Source organism: Aurantimonas sp. C2-5-R2 (genome assembly GCF_036549495.1).
GTDB classification, from domain to species: Bacteria; Pseudomonadota; Alphaproteobacteria; order Rhizobiales; family Rhizobiaceae; genus Aurantimonas; species Aurantimonas coralicida_A.
Map to the genome: position 1 here is coordinate 1 of NZ_JAZHLJ010000029.1, position 17,085 is coordinate 17,085.

21 protein-coding genes and 1 pseudogene are annotated in these 17,085 nt (G+C 65.1%); 12 read left to right on the forward strand and 10 right to left on the reverse strand.

What is annotated here, in order from left to right:
• Positions 1 to 127: 127 nt before the first annotated feature.
• From VQ044_RS13535 to VQ044_RS13545, 3 genes and pseudogenes are all read left to right on the forward strand, one after another.
• Positions 128 to 358: a helix-turn-helix transcriptional regulator gene (locus VQ044_RS13535; protein ID WP_327647713.1), complete on the forward strand. Its 231-nt coding sequence runs from the start codon at positions 128 to 130 to the stop codon at positions 356 to 358.
• 104 nt (positions 359 to 462) lie between these two features.
• Positions 463 to 627, forward strand: a pseudogene (locus VQ044_RS13540) (JAB domain-containing protein); the annotation flags it as partial.
• 91 nt (positions 628 to 718) lie between these two features.
• On the forward strand, positions 719 to 1,753 hold the full coding sequence (locus tag VQ044_RS13545) for an endonuclease/exonuclease/phosphatase family protein (protein WP_327647714.1): 1,035 nt from the start codon (positions 719 to 721) through the stop codon (positions 1,751 to 1,753).
• A 23-nt stretch (positions 1,754 to 1,776) separates the two neighbouring features.
• On the opposite strand, the gene VQ044_RS13550 is transcribed toward VQ044_RS13545, so the two are convergent.
• The 8 genes from VQ044_RS13550 to VQ044_RS13585 all read right to left on the reverse strand — a co-directional run bounded on the left by VQ044_RS13550 (position 1,777) and on the right by VQ044_RS13585 (position 8,808).
• Complete coding sequence (locus tag VQ044_RS13550) at positions 1,777 to 2,058, reverse strand: usg protein (RefSeq protein ID WP_327625300.1); 282 nt, start codon at positions 2,056 to 2,058, stop codon at positions 1,777 to 1,779.
• A gap of 418 nt (positions 2,059 to 2,476) precedes the next feature.
• Positions 2,477 to 3,256: an SDR family oxidoreductase gene (locus VQ044_RS13555; RefSeq protein ID WP_327647715.1), complete on the reverse strand. Its 780-nt coding sequence runs from the start codon at positions 3,254 to 3,256 to the stop codon at positions 2,477 to 2,479.
• A gap of 61 nt (positions 3,257 to 3,317) precedes the next feature.
• Entirely contained in the window at positions 3,318 to 4,973 is a 1,656-nt protein-coding gene (locus VQ044_RS13560) for a molybdopterin-binding/glycosyltransferase family 2 protein (RefSeq protein ID WP_327647716.1), read from the reverse strand.
• Positions 4,970 to 5,686, reverse strand: coding sequence for an XdhC family protein (locus VQ044_RS13565; protein ID WP_327647717.1), 717 nt, complete (start codon positions 5,684 to 5,686; stop codon positions 4,970 to 4,972). The genes VQ044_RS13560 and VQ044_RS13565 overlap by 4 nt, the downstream gene beginning before the upstream one ends.
• Positions 5,686 to 6,015, reverse strand: coding sequence for an XdhC family protein (locus VQ044_RS13570; protein WP_327625304.1), 330 nt, complete (start codon positions 6,013 to 6,015; stop codon positions 5,686 to 5,688). The genes VQ044_RS13565 and VQ044_RS13570 overlap by 1 nt, the downstream gene beginning before the upstream one ends.
• Positions 6,016 to 6,091: 76 nt before the next feature.
• Positions 6,092 to 7,351 (reverse strand): vWA domain-containing protein, encoded by a 1,260-nt coding sequence (locus VQ044_RS13575; protein WP_327647719.1) that lies wholly within the window; start codon positions 7,349 to 7,351, stop codon positions 6,092 to 6,094.
• Positions 7,348 to 8,265, reverse strand: coding sequence for an AAA family ATPase (locus VQ044_RS13580; RefSeq protein ID WP_327647721.1), 918 nt, complete (start codon positions 8,263 to 8,265; stop codon positions 7,348 to 7,350). Before VQ044_RS13580 ends, VQ044_RS13575 begins: the two co-directional genes overlap by 4 nt.
• Positions 8,266 to 8,301: 36 nt before the next feature.
• The gene (locus VQ044_RS13585) at positions 8,302 to 8,808 is read right to left on the reverse strand and encodes a flavin reductase (RefSeq protein ID WP_327647723.1); all 507 of its coding nucleotides are present in this window, start codon (positions 8,806 to 8,808) and stop codon (positions 8,302 to 8,304) included.
• Positions 8,809 to 9,017: 209 nt separating this feature from the next.
• On the opposite strand from VQ044_RS13585, the gene VQ044_RS13590 reads away from it, so the two are divergent.
• From VQ044_RS13590 to VQ044_RS13620, 7 genes are all read left to right on the forward strand, one after another.
• The gene (locus tag VQ044_RS13590; protein WP_327647724.1) at positions 9,018 to 10,127 is read left to right on the forward strand and encodes an ABC transporter substrate-binding protein; all 1,110 of its coding nucleotides are present in this window, start codon (positions 9,018 to 9,020) and stop codon (positions 10,125 to 10,127) included.
• A gap of 4 nt (positions 10,128 to 10,131) precedes the next feature.
• Positions 10,132 to 11,187 carry a P1 family peptidase gene (locus VQ044_RS13595; protein ID WP_327647725.1) on the forward strand — a complete coding sequence of 352 codons (1,056 nt, stop codon included), beginning with the start codon at positions 10,132 to 10,134 and terminating at the stop codon, positions 11,185 to 11,187.
• Complete coding sequence (locus VQ044_RS13600) at positions 11,184 to 11,507, forward strand: hypothetical protein (RefSeq protein ID WP_327647726.1); 324 nt, start codon at positions 11,184 to 11,186, stop codon at positions 11,505 to 11,507. Before VQ044_RS13595 ends, VQ044_RS13600 begins: the two co-directional genes overlap by 4 nt.
• 32 nt (positions 11,508 to 11,539) lie before the next feature.
• Positions 11,540 to 12,289 (forward strand): DUF2259 domain-containing protein, encoded by a 750-nt coding sequence (locus VQ044_RS13605; RefSeq protein WP_327647728.1) that lies wholly within the window; start codon positions 11,540 to 11,542, stop codon positions 12,287 to 12,289.
• A 92-nt stretch (positions 12,290 to 12,381) separates the two neighbouring features.
• On the forward strand, positions 12,382 to 13,692 hold the full coding sequence (gene purB / locus VQ044_RS13610) for an adenylosuccinate lyase (protein ID WP_327647729.1): 1,311 nt from the start codon (positions 12,382 to 12,384) through the stop codon (positions 13,690 to 13,692).
• A gap of 91 nt (positions 13,693 to 13,783) precedes the next feature.
• Positions 13,784 to 13,966, forward strand: coding sequence for a hypothetical protein (locus tag VQ044_RS13615; protein ID WP_327647730.1), 183 nt, complete (start codon positions 13,784 to 13,786; stop codon positions 13,964 to 13,966).
• Positions 13,967 to 14,079: 113 nt separating this feature from the next.
• Entirely contained in the window at positions 14,080 to 14,640 is a 561-nt protein-coding gene (locus tag VQ044_RS13620; RefSeq protein WP_327625314.1) for an RBBP9/YdeN family alpha/beta hydrolase, read from the forward strand.
• 10 nt (positions 14,641 to 14,650) lie between these two features.
• On the opposite strand, the gene VQ044_RS13625 is transcribed toward VQ044_RS13620, so the two are convergent.
• A complete protein-coding gene (locus tag VQ044_RS13625) occupies positions 14,651 to 15,421 on the reverse strand; it encodes an HpcH/HpaI aldolase family protein (RefSeq protein WP_327647732.1) in 771 nt (256 codons plus the stop codon).
• Positions 15,421 to 15,741, reverse strand: coding sequence for a DUF1476 domain-containing protein (locus tag VQ044_RS13630; RefSeq protein WP_327625350.1), 321 nt, complete (start codon positions 15,739 to 15,741; stop codon positions 15,421 to 15,423). Before VQ044_RS13630 ends, VQ044_RS13625 begins: the two co-directional genes overlap by 1 nt.
• 260 nt (positions 15,742 to 16,001) lie before the next feature.
• Between VQ044_RS13630 and purC the strand changes: the two genes are divergently transcribed.
• Together purC and purS are read left to right on the forward strand one after the other, a co-directional pair.
• Positions 16,002 to 16,766, forward strand: coding sequence for a phosphoribosylaminoimidazolesuccinocarboxamide synthase (gene purC, locus VQ044_RS13635; RefSeq protein ID WP_327625316.1), 765 nt, complete (start codon positions 16,002 to 16,004; stop codon positions 16,764 to 16,766).
• A gap of 70 nt (positions 16,767 to 16,836) precedes the next feature.
• Positions 16,837 to 17,079, forward strand: a complete 243-nt coding sequence (purS, locus tag VQ044_RS13640) for a phosphoribosylformylglycinamidine synthase subunit PurS (RefSeq protein WP_327625317.1) — start codon at positions 16,837 to 16,839, stop codon at positions 17,077 to 17,079.
• The last annotated feature ends 6 nt before the right edge of the window (positions 17,080 to 17,085 follow it).

Here is a 17,085-nt window from a genome sequence, read left to right on the forward strand (position 1 = left end):
TCCTCAGTGGAATCGGCACCCCGAGCCTAACGGCTCGAGGCGGGCAACGCCGCCCACTTCAGAGTTTCAACAGAGACCGGGACATTCCCTCATTGGCGGGCCACAACGTTATCGGAGGCCACGCAACATGACCGATCAGAAATATCTCACCCCAGAAGAGGTCGCGGAACGTTACCGAGGGGCGATTACCATCGGCACACTGCGAAACTGGCGATCTATGAGAATAGGCCCCGCCTATGTGAAAGTGGGCAAGTCAGTTCTCTATCCCGTCAACGAGATCGAGGCCTGGGATCAGAAAAATATCGTGATGTGTCGTGCGGCAAAACGCCTCGGAATTAGAGAGGGGGATCAACGATGATAATCGCAGGGGTCGGCAAAACATCCGATCCCAAAAACCGACCCCATCAGAATCTGACAGGCAATAATATTTAGTATTTTCAACTACTTAATGAATCTGATGGTGTGGTCCACAACCACCCGTCCGGGGATCCCACGCCGTCACGGGCCGACATCGACATGACCCGCACCATCGTCGAGACGGCGAAACCCTTGGGTATTTCCGTGCATGACCACATCATCATCGGCAAGGCCGGTCATGCCAGCCTCAAGGGCCTGCGATTGATCTGAGCGACGCGATTGTTCATCGCGAACCATATGATCGTCACGCATTTGATAAGAATCTTACGTAAGGTTAGAATGAGCGCATAGGAGAACGGTCATGGCCAGAGAGCGATTCACGATCGCAACGTTCAACTTGCGAAATCTGAACGAGCCGGGCCTCGACATGTATGGTCGCGACGGCTGGACAGCCGACGAGTACGGCGAGAAAATCGCGTTCACGGCCCGGATGTTCAAAATTCTGCCCTCAGACGTTTGGGCGTTCCAGGAGCTTTGGCACGCCGCATCGCTCGATCGCGCGCTCGCCGACGCCGGACTTTCCGCGGATTACACCGCTCTCGTGCCCGACGCCCATGCCGGCGGCATGATCGTGTGCGCGGCTGCCGTTCGCAAGGAGATCCTCGTCGGCGAGCCAGAGTGGATCAGCCGGTTTCCGGAAGGTCTCGTTCTTTCGAGCGGCGGTGACGACCCGCAGACGGAAAAGATATTCATCAGCCTTTCCAGCTTCTCGCGGCCGGTCCTGCATTTCCGGATCCAGCCGTCCGACCGCGCGACCCCGATCCACGTCTATGTCTGTCACTTCAAGTCGAAGGGACCGACGCGAATCTTTCGGGAGCCGTGGTACCAACGCGACGTGCATTCCAAGCACAGCGGGGCGATCGGCGGCGCCCTGTCCACCATTCGCCGGACCGCCGAAGCTACGGCGCTCCGCTTCATGCTGACCGGACGGATGAAGGGAACCGACGAGCCGGTCATCGTGCTCGGCGACATCAACGACGGCACCCTGTCGAACACGATGAACATCCTGACCGGCCAGCCGCGCTTTCTCGTCGGTGAAAGCCGCGGCGGCGGCGACATCGACCTCTATACGGCGCAGACGCTGCAGGAATACCGCTCCACCCGCGACGTTTATTACACCCACATCTTCAACAACAATTACGAGTCGCTCGACCAATTGCTGGTCAGCCGCGAACTCTATGACAACAGCCGCAACCGGGTTTGGGCGTTCGACGGGCTCGATATCGTCAATGATCACCTCCACTACGATCCGAAGCACGAGCAAGGGACCAGCGACCACGGCGTGGTCCGCGTCACCTTCAAACTCGACCCGGCGCGGGGCGCCGAAACCGGCTAACGAGCGCCCTTCCCTCTACGGCTTCAGTGCAGATAGCCGCCATCCTTCACCAACCGGAGTTCGCGCGGCTTGATCAGGCCCGCATGCATGATCCGCACCGAGTGGATCGCCGCCTCGATCTCGCGTTCCCAATGGTCGAGAAAACGACGCAGTCGCGGATATTCGGGGGCCAGATCCTCGAATTGCCAGGCGAAAGTCTGCAGGAAGCTGGGATGGTCCGGCATCCGGTACAGGACCTCCGCCGTGGTCAGGCCATAGCCCTGCAACATCCGTTCGAATTGCGGATCGGCGGTCTTGATGGTCATCGGCGCACCTTTTCGCTGCGCCAGCCGGGCATCGGCCGGCATTAGAAATGCTGCGACCTAAGAGTCCGTTTCGAAACTCACTGCGGCGGGTTCAAAGGCCCCTCGGATGGTCGCTCCGCAATGACATGATACCCGATTTCCGCGGGTTTGGGCGTCCCGGGTGAACCATGGAGGCTGGTCTTGGCAGGGTTTCGAAACGGCCTCTAAGNATACCCGATTTCCGCGGGTTTGGGCGTCCCGGGTGAACCATGGAGGCTGGTCTTGGCAGGGTTTCGAAACGGCCTCTAAGAGTTAATGATGTGTTACCGGGCGCCGAAGTTCAAGCGCGAACAGTGCTTTCCGCGCCACAGGACCCGTCATTTCCCGGGATTGTTCACCTCGGCCGCGGCGCGCCGACGCCAACCGGAGCGTATGGGCCTCAGAACGCCCCGGGAAACGCGCCGCCGTCGATCAGCAGGCTCTGGCCGGTGATGTAGCCCGAATGCGCCGAGCACAGGAATGCGCAGGCCTTGCCGAACTCGTCCGGCTCGCCGAAGCGCCCGGCCGGAATGCCGGCGGCTCGGTCGGCGCGGATGTCGTCAAGACTGCGGTTTTCACGCTTCTGCGCCGCCGCGAAATTGGAGCGCAGCCGATCGGTGTCGAAGGCGCCCGGCAGCAGTTGGTTGATGGTCACGTTCTGACCGGCGACGGTGCGGGCGACCCCGGCCAGAAAGCCGGTCAGCCCGGCGCGCGCGCCGCTGGACAGGTCGAGACCCGCAATCGGCCCCTTGACCGAGCTGGAGGTGATGTTGACGATCCGTCCGAAGCGGCGCTCGGTCATGCCGTCGATGACGCGCTGCACCATCTCGATGGGCGCGATCATGTTGCCGGTGACGCCGGCCAGGAGATCGTCGCGCCCGAGCGCGCGAAAATCGCGCAGCGGCGGCCCGCCATTGTTGTTGACCAGGATGTCCACCTGCGGCACGGCGCCGACGAGCCGGGCCTGGCCGTCCGGGATCGAGACGTCGGCAACAACGGGAATGACGTCGGCGCCGATCTCCCGTGAGATGGCTTCTGCCGTCGCGTTCAGCACCTCCTCGTCACGACCGTTGAGCACCACCGTACAGCCGGCCCGCGCCAACTCGGTGGCGCAGCCCCGGCCAAGCCCCCGGCTCGATGCGCAGACGATCGCGTATTTTCCTGCCAGCCCCAGATCCATGTCGTCCTCCCACTCGTCCTCAGCCGCTTAACGGCATAGGCGATTCCTGATTCTCAGCCAATCACTTAGCCGGCTTTGATGATTCACTTTGCCAGAACTCATCGCGATGGCTCCGTGCAACCGTGCCGCCCGCCGCGCGCACCGCTTCCTGGGTATCGACGTCGACACTCGCGGCTGCACCGATTTCCACCTCGACCACGGCGTCGGGATGGTCGGCGATCACGCCTTGCGCCCCGACATCTCCCGAAAGCGCCATGATTTCAGGGCGATAGACCGTCGAGACCACGACCGGATTGCGCCGTCGGCCGCGATCGAAGGCCGCCGCGATCGACCCCGCGCCGGACGGCATGAAGGCCGCTATGAGCCGCTCGAGATCCGCGGGCGTCAGGAACGGCTGGTCGGCCAGCATGACAAGAACGCCGTCGGCTCCGGACGATGCCGCGAACCCGGCCTTGAGCGAGGTCGAGAGCCCGTCGGCGAATGCGGGGTTATCGACGATGTCGATGGCGAGGCCATCCAAAGCCGCGACAATCTCTTCCCGCATATGCCCGACGACCACCCGCACACGCCCTGCGCGCTTCGCCGCCAGCGCGGTCTCGGCCGAGCGCCGGATCAGCGGGATGCCTTCGAAGGTCGACAGCAGCTTGTTCGGCCCGCCCATGCGACTCGACCGGCCGGCGGCGAGAATGACGATATCGACGATTGGCTCCTCGACCGCGCTGTCCGCCTCTCGCGGCTGCGGCCGCGAGGCGATCTCCATCAAAAGCCCGCCGACGCCCATCTTCCGAATGTCGTCGCCGGTCACCGGGAGATCGGCCAGCAATCGATCGAGCACCCAGTCGAAGCCGTTTTCCTTGGGGCTGCGCGCGCAGCCGGGCGCGCCGAGTGCCGGCCGGCCGTCCAACGTGCCGAGAAGCAAGAGATTGCCGGGGTCAACCGGCATGCCAAGATGGTCGATCCGGCCACCTGCCGCCGCGATCGCCGCCGGGATGACGTCGCCGCCGTCGATCACCGCCGAGGCGCCGAAGATCAGCGTCACATCCGCAGTCTCACGCCGCCGCAGAGCATCGGTCAGGGCGCCCACCTCATGGGCACAGCGGATCTCGCCGACGATCATCGAGCCGGAGGTCGACAGCCGCGTTTCGGTGACGGCCCGGGTCTTGTCGAGAACGCTCGGCTTGACGCCCGGAAGTTCCGTCTGGACCAGCGCGACGCGCTTCGGCGAAAACGGCGCGAGCCGAAGCGCGGTATTGCGCGAACAGAGCCGCACGGCCGCCTCGACCGCCGCACCGGAAACGGCCAGCGGGATGATCTTCACCGTCGCCACCATCCGCCCTGCCTCAACGGGGGCGTATTCGCCGAGCGTCGCGAGGGTCACGCCGGGGTCGATGGCGTTGAGCGCGTCGACCATGGCGCGATCCGGCAGGAACAGCCCCGCTGTTTCCGCAAAGAGATTGACACGGCCGGTTCCGGCCTCGCCCGCTCGAATTCCCGCCCCGCCAAGCGCGGCACCGATCGCCGCCGCCGCCTGATCCTCGGTGAGGTCGCCCGGCTCGAGACGCGCAACGACGACGGCGGCGATACCGGCTTGGCGCAACGCGGCAATGTCCGCCGCCGTCAGTCGCGTGCCCTTCTTCAGCCGGCGCTTGCCGAGCCTCTGGGAGTGGGCGAGGATCGTGTCCTCGGCCTCCACAACGGGTAGCTCGCCGAAGATCATGCCGCCTCGGTCTCGCCCCGGCGCTCGGCGAACATCTTGCGCTTGCGAAACGCCTCGATGACCGAAGCAAGGATTGCGACGGCGATCTCGCCCGGCGTCGACGCGCCGATATCGGCGCCGATAGGCGCTTCGATACGGTCCATCGCCTGGGCGGACATCCCGGCGTCGGTCAGTCGCTCGACCCGCCGCGCATGGGTCTTCCGGCTGCCCAGCGCGCCAATGTAAAAGCACCCGGCCTGGAGCGCCGCGATCAGCGGATAATCGTCGATCTTCGGATCGTGAGTGATGACGCAGACGGCGGTATAGGCGTCGAGCGGGCGGGCTTTCAGCACCACCTCGGGCCATTCGGCGACAAGCGCAACATCCGGAAAACGCTCCGTGGTGGCAAAGGCCGTGCGCGGGTCGACGATCTCGACATCATAACCGGCCAGCTTCGCCATCGGCGCCAGCGCCTGGCTGATATGGACCGCGCCGACGACGACGAGCCGGGGCGGCGGCAGATGGGCGTTGAGGAAAACCTCGCCGTGATCGGTCTGGACGATCCCGGACTTGCCGGAACGGATCACCCGCCCGATCGGCTCGGCGAGCGGATCGCCCACAACCTCCGCCTCGCGCACGAGCCGCTGGGCGCCATTCGCCAGAGCGGTGACGACGACGGCGGCCCGGCGGGCGGCGCGCTCGACGTTCAGATCTGCCAGAAGCACACGGTCCATCAGTTCACCCGTTCGACATAGACGCGGATGCGCCCGCCGCAGGACAGACCCACCCGCCACGCGGTTTCGTCGGCGACCCCGAATTCCAGCATGCGCGGCTCGCCCGCCTCGATCACGTCGACTGCCTCGGTGACCACAGCGCCCTCGACGCAGCCGCCGGAGACCGAGCCCTCGAAATTGCCGTCGGCATCGATGATCAGCTGGCTGCCGGTCGGCCGCGGCGCTGAGCCCCAGGTTTCCACGACGGTGGCGAGCGCGAGGCTCCGCCCCTCGCCGGCCCACGCCTCGGCGGTCTTCAATACATCGAACTCATGGATCGTCTGGGACATGATCTGACCCTCCTCAAAGGCGCGGCACACGATATCGCCGCAGCCGACCCGGCACCAGCGTCGGCAGAGCCTGCCCTTACGCCGCCATCGCACGATCGGCGGCGTCCATCCACCAGCGCGGATCGGTCTCCCGGCCCCCGCCACCCGACAACGCCTCGCAGAGCGCGCTCATCGCCTCCAGCGAATGCACCGAGCGGAACTCGTCCACATGCGGCAGCATGGCGCGGACTCCCTTGGCGCGGGCGGAAAATCCGTCGAAGCGCAACAGCGGGTTCAGCCAGATCAGCCGCCTGCAGGATTTATGCAGCCGCTCCATCTGTTTCGAGAGCTCGTCGACCGAATCGCGCTCCAGCCCGTCGGTGATCAGGATCACTACCGCGCCCTGGGTCAGCACCCGGCGCGACCAGGTCAGGTTGAAGCTCGCCAATGCCTCGCCGATGCGGGTTCCGCCGGACCAGTCCTTCACCGCGCCGGCACAGTCAGCGAGCGCCTCGTCGGGATCTTTGTGGCGCATCTGCCGGGTGACGTTGGTCAGCCGCGTGCCGAACAAAAACGTATGCACCCGGCGCCGTTTCTCGGTCAGGGCATGGATGAAGTGCAGAAAAACTCGGGTGTACTGGCTCATCGAGCCGGAGATGTCGGCGAGGACCACCAGCGGCGGGTGAATCTCGCGGCGAGAACGAAATTTCGGCAAGACGAGGTCGCCGCCGGTCCGCATCGAGGCCCGCATCATGGCTCTCGGGTCGATTCGATCACCGCGCGGATCGGGGCGAAACCGGCGTGTCGCGATCCAGTCCGCTGGCAGGCGCAGCGCGGCGATGGCCTGCTTGGCCTCCTCAATCTCGCGTACCGACATCTGCGCGAAATCCTTCTGGCGCAGCACCTCGTTGCCGGACACCGTGAGACTGGCGTCGATCTCGATCTCCGGCCGTTCCTGCTTGGTGATCCGGTCCCGAGCGCCCTCGAACATCGCTTCGGCGGCACGGTCCTCGCCGGCCCGCTTCTTTTCCCGCTCCGATTGGCGTGGCGGGGCTTTCGGTGAGAACATGGCGATCATCTTTTCGATCAGCTCGCGCGAGCGCCAGAACAGCCGGAACGCCTCCGCGAACACCGCATCGTCCTCATGGCGAGTGACCAGCACCGCATGCAGCGTCCAATAAAAATCGTCGCGGCTGGTCAACCCCGCCGCCTTGACCGCCGCAATCGCGTCGAGCGTCGCGGAGGGACCGACCTTCAGTCCCGCCTTGCGTAGCGCCCGGGCGAAATAGGCGATGTTGTCCGCGAGCTTGCCGTCCGGATCTGCCGCCACTTTCGGCGGATCGGCGACGGCGCTCATGGAACCCTTGCCAGGTCGCGCTTCACCTCGGCGAGAATCTCGCGGCCCTCGCCTCGTTCCATGCGTTGGATGTCGTCCTGGTATTTCAACAGCACCCCCAGCGTATCGGAGACATGCGCGGGGTCCAGCGCAACGGCGTTGAGTTCGGTCAGGGCGTTGGCCCAGTCGATGGTCTCGGCGACACCCGGCGCCTTGAACAGATCGATCTTTCTGAGCCTTTGCACGAAGGCAACGAGTTCAGCCGCCAGTTCGGCATTGGCTTGCGGTGCCTTGCGTCGCACGATCTGAAGTTCGCGGTCGGACGCCGGATAATCGACCCAATGATAGAGGCAGCGCCGCTTCAGCGCGTCGTGGATCTCGCGGGTGCGATTGGTGGTGATGATGACGATCGGCGGCTCGGCGGCTCGAATGGTACCGAGTTCCGGGATCGTGACCTGATTGTCGGAGAGAATCTCCAGAAGAAACGCCTCGAAGGCCTCGTCGGTGCGGTCGAGTTCGTCGATGAGCAGCACCGGCGCGCGGCCCGGCTCGCCTTCGAGCGCCTGCAGGATCGGCCGGCGGATCAGGAAGCGCTCCGAAAAGATGTCCGAGCGCATCGCGTCCTTGGACGTATCGCCGGAGGCCTCGCGCAGCCGGATCTCGATCATCTGCGCGGCGTAGTTCCATTCGTAGAGCGCCGAGGAGACGTCGAGCCCCTCATAGCACTGCAAGCGAATCAGCGGCCGGCCCAGCGCCGCGGCCAGCACTTTGGCGATCTCGGTCTTGCCGACGCCGGCCTCGCCTTCCAGAAACAGCGGTCGCCCCATCTTGAGCGACAGAAACAGGACGGTCGCGAGCGACCTGTCCGCCACGTAGTTCTGTCCGTCGAGAAGCGCTTCGGTCTCGTCGATCGATGCCGGCAGTTTCGATGTCACGGATACCCTTTCCCTGAGACGCTCCGATGGCCCACGCTAGAGGCTGCGATAGGTCCGGTCGAGATAGACCAGCGACGGCGATTTCGATCCTGTGCGGATCGCCACCACCTCGCCGATCAGCACGCGGTGCGTGGCGACGATTTTGGCTTCCAATATCCGGCAATCGAACCCGGCCAGCGAACCGACCAGCAAAGGCGCGCCGGTTTGCAGTACCTCCCATTCGCCCTTGGCGAAACGCGCGTCCGACTCGAGCTGCCCTTCACCGGCGAAGGCGCGAGCGATCGCCTCGCTGTCTTCGGACAGCAGATTGACGGCGAAATTACCGTTGTTCTCAAACCGGTCGTTGGCCGGGCTCGACGTATTGAGACAGACAAGCAGCGTCGCCGGTTCGTCGGACACCGAACAGGCAGACGAGACCGTCACGCCACGCCGGCCCGCTGGGCCGTCCGTCGTCACCAGGTGAACCGCCGAGGCAAACCGGCTCATCGCGTCGCGAAAGCTGTCGCGGTCGATCGTCGATGTCGTCAGCAAACCATATTCCATTCATTGCGCCCGGGTCCCGAGCCGTTCGCGTCAAACATAGGGCGGGGATGGCGGATTCGCACGGGGTCTCGTCGCAATCCATCGCGGGCCCCCATCCAGACAGGCTTTCCCGGTCATTCCCGTTATGGCGCGAGCCGGCATCACGACACCGCCGTGGATACGCCGGTTCCGTCTCGCCATCGTCCGGACGGTCGACTAGACTCGCAGGCATGACGCGTTTCTTTCTCACCCAGCTCCGGTATTTTGCCGCCTTCGGCCTGATGGGGATCACGCTTTTGCCGGCGCAGGCCCAAGACACGGGCGAGCCGATCACGCTCGGCGTAGCGGCACCGCTTTCCGACAGCGCCGGCATTCTCGGTCGGCAGCTCGCAGATGGCGCACGCGCGGCGGCTGCGAAACGCACCGACGGCCAGGTGGTCGAGGTAGTGGAGGCCGACACCAAATGTTCCGCCAATGGCGGCAAGCAAGCGGCCGAAAGCTTCGTCGCCATGAATGCCTCCGTCGTCGTCGGCTTCCTGTGCGCCGACGCCATCGAGGCGGCGCTCCCGATCCTTACGCAGGCAGGGATTCCGACCATAGACGTTGGCGTGCGGGCCAACCGCCTCACCGACCGGCGCGAGCGGACCGGCTTTCTCGTCTGGCGCGTCGCGCCGCGTTCCGACAAGGAAGCTGCGGCGGCCGCAAGCTATCTGGCAGCGCGCTGGAAGGCCGAGCCCTTCGGCCTCCTGGAGGACGGCTCGATCGCTGCGCGGGCATTGTCCGACGCGGTCCGCCGGCTCCTCGCCGACCAGGGCATGAAACCACAGACGATCGACAATTACCGGCCCGCCGAGGAAAAGCAGTTCGGCCTGGTGAGGCGCCTGGAGCGCACCGGCGTCAGCCGGTTCTTCATCGCCGGTGACCGGCCGGACGTCGCGATCATCGCGCGCGACGCGGCCGAGATCGGGCTTGCCCTCGACATTGTCGGCGGCGAGGCACTATTCGACGAGACGAGCGACGACGTGCCGCTGCCGGACGGCATCGTTGCGGTCGCGCCGCGAATCCACGTCCCAGAACTTCAAGACGGCGGCCCGGACGAAGGACCAATGGCCGGACCGCAAGGCTATTTCGGCCCCGCATACGCGGCAACGCAGATCGCCGTCGCAGCGGTCGGCCAAAGCCGGGAAACCGGCCGGCCGATCGCCGAAATCCTGGGCGACGAGGCATTCCAGACCGTGCTGGGGCCGATCCGTTTCGACGCCAAGGGCGATTCCGACCTCGATCTCTACCGCGTCTTCGAATGGCGCGGTAACGGCTTCGTCGACGAGACCGGGGGCTGAGGACATGAGCGCCTGGCGGCCTGGCACTCGCAATCTCCTCAGCGACGTCGCCGGGGTCAGGGTCGGCCATGCCGGCGACGAACGGTTGAAAAGCGGCACGACGGTCGTCATTCTCGACACGCCATCAATCGCGTCCGTGGCTATTCTGGGCGGCGCACCGGGAACCCGCGAAACCGATCTGCTGGCGCCGGAGAACACCGTCGCCGAGGTCGATTCGCTGGTGTTGTCGGGCGGGTCCGCCTTCGGCCTCGACGCCGCGTCGGGCGTCCAGGCCTGGCTCGCCGAAAATGGCCGCGGCTTTGCCGTCGGCGACGTGCGCGTGCCGATCGTGCCGGCGGCGATCCTGTTCGATCTCGCCAATGGCGGGGCAAAGGCCTGGGGCCGCTATCCGCCCTATCGCGAGTTCGGCTACGACGCGGCACGCTCGGCCAAGGCCGATTTTGCGATCGGCACCGTCGGCGCCGGCATCGGCTGCACAACGGCGACGGTGAAGGGTGGCATCGGCTCGGCGTCGACCGTACTCTCGAACGGCATCACGGTCGCGGCGCTCGTCGCGGTCAATGCCGTCGGCTCGGCGACGATAGGGGCCGGGCGCAGTTTCTGGGCGGCGCCCTTCGAACTGGGCGACGAGTTCGGCGGCCTCGGCCTGCCGCAACCGTTTCCTCCGGGCGCGACAGCCCCGCGAACCAAGCTCGACGCGCGGATGGGCGCCAACACGACCATCGGAATCATCGCCACCGACGCCGTGCTCGACAAGGCTGCGGCCAAGCGGCTGGCGATTGCCGGGCAGGACGGCTACGCCAAGGCGATCTGGCCATCGCACACCGATTTCGACGGCGATCTCGTCTTCGCGCTGGCCACCGGCGGCAGCGGAATTCTGCCGGAGCCGATCGGCCGTGTGGAACTCGCCGCAGCGGCTGCGGCGACCATGGCCCGCGCCGTCGCGCGCGCTATTTACACCGCAGTATCCGCCGAGGGCGATCGACAGGCAACATGGTCGATCCTTCGTGATCCGCGGATGGCGTCCGGCAGAGCCGGCAGCGAGAGAACGGCCCCATGAAAAACGTCACGAACACGATAGCGGCCACAGCCATCGCGACCTTGCTGGCGTCGACCACCGCATCTGCCGAAGACCTGCCGTTCCTGGGCACCTGGGACTGCGAGGTGGCGATCTTCACTTTTACCCCGACCACCTACAACAACGGATCGGAGGACCTGCCGATCGAAGAGGTTCAGGAAGGGAGCGACGGTTCCTACACGCTGTTGTTCGCCGATGACTATTTCATCACTCTTTCCGGCTTTACAGGCGATTCGATGGGGTGGTTCTCCGAGGCCAGCGGCGACAATTTTTCGTGCACCCGTATCGTCGCGCAAAAGTAGCACTCCCCGCGGCCAGCAAGTGAGGACCGACGATGACGCCCCCGCAACTTCCAAAGATCGCCGCCGCGGCGGCAGTCCTGCTGGTGGCGCTGCCGGGATTCGCTTCGCCTGCCTCGGCCGGTGACGCGGCAAGGCTCGAATCGCTGGGATTCTCCGAGGACGGCAAAATCTTCGCATTCGAGCAATCCGGCATCCAGGATGGGTCCGGCTTCCCCTATGCCGAGATTTTCTTCCTCGATCTCGCCGAGGACCGCTTTCTGCCACCCTCCCCCGTCCGCATCCGGATCGAGGCGGACGGCGCCGGGATCGCGGATGCCAGCGAGCAGGCTCGCGAGGCAGCCCAGGAGCTGTTCACGACCTATGATCCCGAGGCGCATCCCGGCTCACTGGTCGTCGCCAATCCGCCGACCGAATTGTCGGCCGATCCGTACCGCGCTCGCTTCCTGCCCCGCCCCATCGAGCCAACGCCTGACAAGCCGGTCGAGCTTCGACTGGAGCCGATCCCGCTCAGCGGCGGCAAGGCCTGCGAAGTGTTCGGCACGTCCTACGGCTATCGGCTGGTCCGCATCGCCACCAAGCCGGGCGATTCGGCGGCGCTGATCCACGAGGATGCCGCGATCCCGGAGAGCCGCGGCTGCCCGCTCGACTATGCTCTGTCCGAGATCCGCGTCTACGAGCGGCCGACCGGCGGCTTTTCGGCGGTGGCGATCATCAGCGTGAAATCCGTCGGCTTTGAGGGACCGGACCTGCGCTACATCGCCAACCCGCTGCCAATGGACTGATGAGCGATCGCTTCGGCAAGCGTTGAGGCGCGGCGTCGGCTCTGTTAGACGGCAGCCGTCCTCCCAATCATATAGCTGAAAGAATCCGCGCCATGATCCCCCGCTATTCCCGCCCCGAGATGGTCGACGTCTGGTCGCAGGAGACGAAGTACCGGATCTGGTTCGAGATCGAGGCCCACGCCTGCGACGCACTCGCCGAGCTCGGCGTCATCCCTCAGAGCGCCGCGAAGACGATCTGGGAAAAGGGCAATGCCGCCACCTTCGATGTGGACCGGATCGATGTGATCGAGCGCGAGACCAAGCACGACGTCATCGCCTTCCTGACGCATCTTGCCGAGATCGTCGGCCCGGACGCCCGCTTCGTTCATCAGGGCATGACTTCATCGGACGTCCTCGACACCTGCTTCAACGTGCAGCTGACCAAGGCCTCCGACCTGCTCCTCGCCGATCTCGACGGCCTGCTCGCCGCGCTCGAACGCCGCGCCTTCGAGCACCGGGACACGATCACCATCGGGCGCTCCCACGGTATCCATGCCGAGCCGACGACCTTCGGCGTCAAGCTCGCTCTCGCCTATGCCGAATTCCAGCGCTGTCGCGAGCGCCTCGTCGCCGCCCGCGCGGAGATCGCCACTTGCGCCATCTCGGGCGCCGTCGGCACCTTCGCCAATATCGATCCGCGCGTCGAGGAGCATGTAGCCAAGGCCATGGGACTTGAGGCCGAGCCGGTGTCGACGCAGGTGATTCCGCGCGACCGGCACGCGATGTTCTTCGCAACGCTCGGCGTCATCGCTTCGTCGGTCGAACGTCTGGCGACCGAAGTCCGCCACCTGCAGCGCACCGAGGTGCTGGAAGCGGAGGAATATTTCTCGCCGGGCCAGAAGGGATCGTCGGCGATGCCCCACAAGCGCAATCCGGTGCTGACGGAAAACCTCACGGGCCTCGCCCGCATGGTCCGTTCCTACGCCCTGCCGGCGATGGAGAACGTCGCGCTCTGGCATGAGCGCGACATCTCCCATTCCTCGGTCGAGCGGATGATCGGGCCGGACGCCACGGTGACGCTCGACTTCGCGCTCGTGCGTCTCACCGGCGTCGTCGACAAGCTGCTCGTCTATCCCGAGCGGATGCTGGCCAATCTCAACAAGTTCAAGGGCCTGGTCCATTCCCAGCGGGTGCTGCTGGCACTGACCCAGGCCGGCGTCTCCCGCGAGGATGCCTACCGGCTTGTGCAGCGCAACGCGATGCGGGTGTGGGAGGAGGACAAGGACTTCCTGACGGAACTCCTCGCCGACAAGGACGTGACGGCCGCACTGCCGGAAGCCGAGATTCGCGAAAAATTCGACCTCGGCTATCATACCAAGCACGTCGGGACGATCTTCGAGCGGGTATTCGGCCGCGCCGGTTGAACCCCGCGCCTGCGATCGTCGTTGCACCAATGCGCCCGGCCTGATCGCGACAAGGTCGGATCGGACGGGCGCTGGAACGGAGGACATCGCTATGCCTCACACGTCGGATCGCTCCGGAACCAACAGCCGCCGGCACATGATCTGGATCGCGATCGCCGTGGCCGCGCTGGCGTTCCTGGTTTATTTCTTCTTCTTCACCGCAACGCCGGACCGAGCGATTTTGACGGAGGACGAACTGTCCCCGGCGCCGGCCGCCGAGGAGCCGGCCACGTAGCGGCGAGACAAGGGCCCGCCTGTCAGCTGTCTTGAACCGCGACAGGGTACGAGGATGGAAAACCGATGCCCTGACGGCTTGACTTGCGCGGCTCGCATTCGCATGTCCCGCCGATGCGCATTGCCGAAGCCGATATCCTCATCCTGCCCGGTTACAAGGGCTCTCCTGAAGATCACTGGCAGACCCGTTGGGAGCGCAGGCTGTCAACGGCGCGCCGTGTGCCGCAGGCCGAATGGACGAAGCCCGTCCGCGACGACTGGATGGCCGCGGTGGCGGATGCCGTGAACACCTCCGCCCGGCCGGTCGTCCTGGTCGCCCATTCGCTCGGCGTCGCGGCCGCCGTGCAGGCGATCCCGCGCTTCGAACGGCCAGTGGCGGGCGCGTTCTTCGTCGCGCCTCCGGAGGTGGAGAACGATGCGATTCGCCCGAGACACCTGCGCACCTTCGGACCCTACCCACGCGATCCGCTGCCGTTTCCCAGCGTCGTCGTCGCCAGCCGCAACGACATTTTCTCGTCCTTCGAGGCCGCCGAGGACATCGCCGGCGCCTGGGGATCGCTGTTCATCGATGCCGGCGAGGCCGGCCATATGAACGCCGAGAGCGGCCATGGCCCCTGGCCCGAAGGCTTGCTCACCTTCGGCAAGTTCATGACCGGACTGCGCATGCCGGCCTGACCAGCCGCGTTCAGCCGCGAACGGCCTCGGCAAGGGCCCGCGCCCCCGCTGCAATCACGGCCTGGTCGGAACTGACGCAAACCAGACGATAGCCATACTCCCGGTACCGCTTGGCGTCCTCCGGCGTCGCGGCATAGATCGTGGCGATCTTGCCGGCCGCCGACGTCGCCGCGGCAATTCGTTTGATCGCCGCCTCGGCCTGCGCGCCGCGCGGATCGAGCGTCCCATCGCCGGACAGAGCGATCGACAGATCGGAGGGGCCGACGAAGACACCGTCGAGGCCGTCGACCGCCAGGATCGCCTCGAGATTGGCGACTGACGCACCGGTCTCGATCATGGCGAAGGCCAGCGTTTCGTTACGGGCGTCCGTGACGTAGTCGGCGCGATCGGCGTAGCCATGCAGTTCGCCGGCACGCGTCGGGCCATAAGACCGTTGCCCGAACGGCGGATATTTCGCCACCGCCACGAAGGCGCGGGCCTCGTCGGCGGTTTCGATCATCGGCATCATCACGGCCGAGGCACCGAAGTCGAGAAGGCGCGCGGCGAGCGCCCGGTCCTCGATCGGCAAGCGTACCAGCGCGGGCTTGCCGAGCAGCACCGCGCGTTCGATGCCGGCCCGCAGGCTGGCAGTGTCGTGCAGGCCGTGCTGGGCGTCAAAGGTCACGGCGTCGAAATCGGCGCGCAGAAACGCTTCATGAACCACCGGATCGATCAGGCCGAGCCAGGCGGAGACGACGAAGCCCCCCTCGCCCAGGCGATCACGAAGTCGAGGGAGGGCCATCAGGCGCTGCGGATCTGGGTTTCGGCTTCCGCCAGAAAGTGCGCCAATTGCTTGCGGATCTGATGCTCCGACTGTTCGACGCCGGCCGCGACAAAATCGTCGCGAATCTTGTGGACCACATCGTCGTCACCGGGCAACAGGAAGTCGACCTTGATGACCTCCTGGGCGTAGGCGTTCGCTTCCTCACCACTCTTCCCGAGCTTCTCAGCCGCCCAGAGGCCGACCAGCTTGTTGCGGCGCGCCTCGATCCGGAACCGCAATTCCTGGTCATGGGCATAGCGGGACTCGAAATCGCGCTCGCGGTCGTTCATGGACATGATGTTCCTCCTTGGTAAGAATCGACCGTCCGATCCACCGGCCTTTCGTCTGACATACGGTCTTGCGCCGCGTTTTTGAAGCGCGATTTCGTTTCAAGCGGCGTTATCAGGCCTTGATTTGCGGCGCTTGCCGCACGACTTCCCGCAGAGCAATTGCCGAAACGATTGTTAAGGCGGGCCGTATGGTCTATTCAGCCGCACCATCGTCAGCCGTCTTCGCACCGTGGCCAGGGCCGGTGCTTCCTTCACGATAGAGTTCCATGATGACACGTCGCCGCCGTATCTACGAAGGCAAGGGCAAGATCCTCTATGAGGGCCCGGAGCCTGGCACCCTGGTGCAGTTCTTCAAGGACGACGCCACCGCGTTCAACAAGAAAAAGCACGAGGTCGTCGACGGCAAGGGCGTTCTCAACAACCGCATCTCGGAATACATTTTTTCGCATCTGAACAAGATGGGGATTCCGACCCACTTCATCCGCCGCCTCAATATGCGCGAGCAGCTGATCAAGGAGGTTGAGATCATCCCGCTCGAAGTGGTGGTGCGCAACATCGCCGCCGGCTCGCTCGCCAAGCGCCTCGGCATCGAGGAGGGCACCGTCCTGCCCCGCTCGATCATCGAGTTCTATTACAAGGCCGACGCGCTCGACGATCCGATCGTTTCCGAAGAGCACATCACCGCATTCGGCTGGGCGAGCCCGCAGGAGATCGACGACATCATGGCCCTGGCGATTCGGGTCAATGATTTCCTGTCCGGACTGTTCCTCGGCGTCGGCATCCAGCTCGTCGATTTCAAGATCGAGACCGGCCGGCTGTTCGAGGGCGACATGATGCGGATCATCGTCGCCGACGAGATCTCTCCCGATTCCTGCCGGCTGTGGGATGTCCAGACCCACGACAAGCTCGACAAGGATCGCTTCCGCCAAGACATGGGCGGTCTCGTCGAGGCCTATCAGGAGGTCGCCCGCCGGCTCGGGATCATGAATGAAAACGAGCCGCCCCGCCCCTCCGGGCCGGTGTTGGTCAAGTAAGGCGGCGCAGAGCCTCCAAGCAGCCGGCACCGGCACTCAAGCTCGTTTATTCCAGGGACAGGCGCATATCGTGATCAAGGCTCGCATCGTCGTCACTCTCAAGACCGGTGTCCTCGACCCGCAGGGCAAGGCCATCGAGGGCGCTCTCGGCCATCTCGGCTTTGCCGGCGTCGGCGCCGTCCGGCAGGGCAAGGTCTTCGATATCGAAGTCGACGCCAAGGACGAGGCGACGGCGCGGTCTGAGCTTTCCCGGATGTGCGACAAGCTCCTCGCCAACACGGTCATCGAGAATTACACTGTCGAGATCGCGTAAAGGTGG

Coding starts and splice junctions, on each gene's coding strand:
- VQ044_RS13595 (WP_327647725.1), top strand. CDS start 10,132: ATGAGCGCCTGGCGGCCTGGCACTCGCAATCTCCTCAGCGACGTCGCC.
- VQ044_RS13575 (WP_327647719.1), bottom strand. CDS start 7,351: ATGAGCGCCGTCGCCGATCCGCCGAAAGTGGCGGCAGATCCGGACGGC.
- VQ044_RS13545 (WP_327647714.1), top strand. CDS start 719: ATGGCCAGAGAGCGATTCACGATCGCAACGTTCAACTTGCGAAATCTG.
- VQ044_RS13600 (WP_327647726.1), top strand. CDS start 11,184: ATGAAAAACGTCACGAACACGATAGCGGCCACAGCCATCGCGACCTTG.
- VQ044_RS13605 (WP_327647728.1), top strand. CDS start 11,540: ATGACGCCCCCGCAACTTCCAAAGATCGCCGCCGCGGCGGCAGTCCTG.
- VQ044_RS13565 (WP_327647717.1), bottom strand. CDS start 5,686: ATGGACCGTGTGCTTCTGGCAGATCTGAACGTCGAGCGCGCCGCCCGC.
- VQ044_RS13620 (WP_327625314.1), top strand. CDS start 14,080: ATGCGCATTGCCGAAGCCGATATCCTCATCCTGCCCGGTTACAAGGGC.
- VQ044_RS13550 (WP_327625300.1), bottom strand. CDS start 2,058: ATGACCATCAAGACCGCCGATCCGCAATTCGAACGGATGTTGCAGGGC.
- VQ044_RS13625 (WP_327647732.1), bottom strand. CDS start 15,421: ATGGCCCTCCCTCGACTTCGTGATCGCCTGGGCGAGGGGGGCTTCGTC.
- VQ044_RS13585 (WP_327647723.1), bottom strand. CDS start 8,808: ATGGAATATGGTTTGCTGACGACATCGACGATCGACCGCGACAGCTTT.
- purC (WP_327625316.1), top strand. CDS start 16,002: ATGACACGTCGCCGCCGTATCTACGAAGGCAAGGGCAAGATCCTCTAT.
- VQ044_RS13555 (WP_327647715.1), bottom strand. CDS start 3,256: ATGGATCTGGGGCTGGCAGGAAAATACGCGATCGTCTGCGCATCGAGC.
- VQ044_RS13615 (WP_327647730.1), top strand. CDS start 13,784: ATGCCTCACACGTCGGATCGCTCCGGAACCAACAGCCGCCGGCACATG.
- VQ044_RS13590 (WP_327647724.1), top strand. CDS start 9,018: ATGACGCGTTTCTTTCTCACCCAGCTCCGGTATTTTGCCGCCTTCGGC.
- VQ044_RS13560 (WP_327647716.1), bottom strand. CDS start 4,973: ATGATCTTCGGCGAGCTACCCGTTGTGGAGGCCGAGGACACGATCCTC.
- VQ044_RS13570 (WP_327625304.1), bottom strand. CDS start 6,015: ATGTCCCAGACGATCCATGAGTTCGATGTATTGAAGACCGCCGAGGCG.
- VQ044_RS13535 (WP_327647713.1), top strand. CDS start 128: ATGACCGATCAGAAATATCTCACCCCAGAAGAGGTCGCGGAACGTTAC.
- purB (WP_327647729.1), top strand. CDS start 12,382: ATGATCCCCCGCTATTCCCGCCCCGAGATGGTCGACGTCTGGTCGCAG.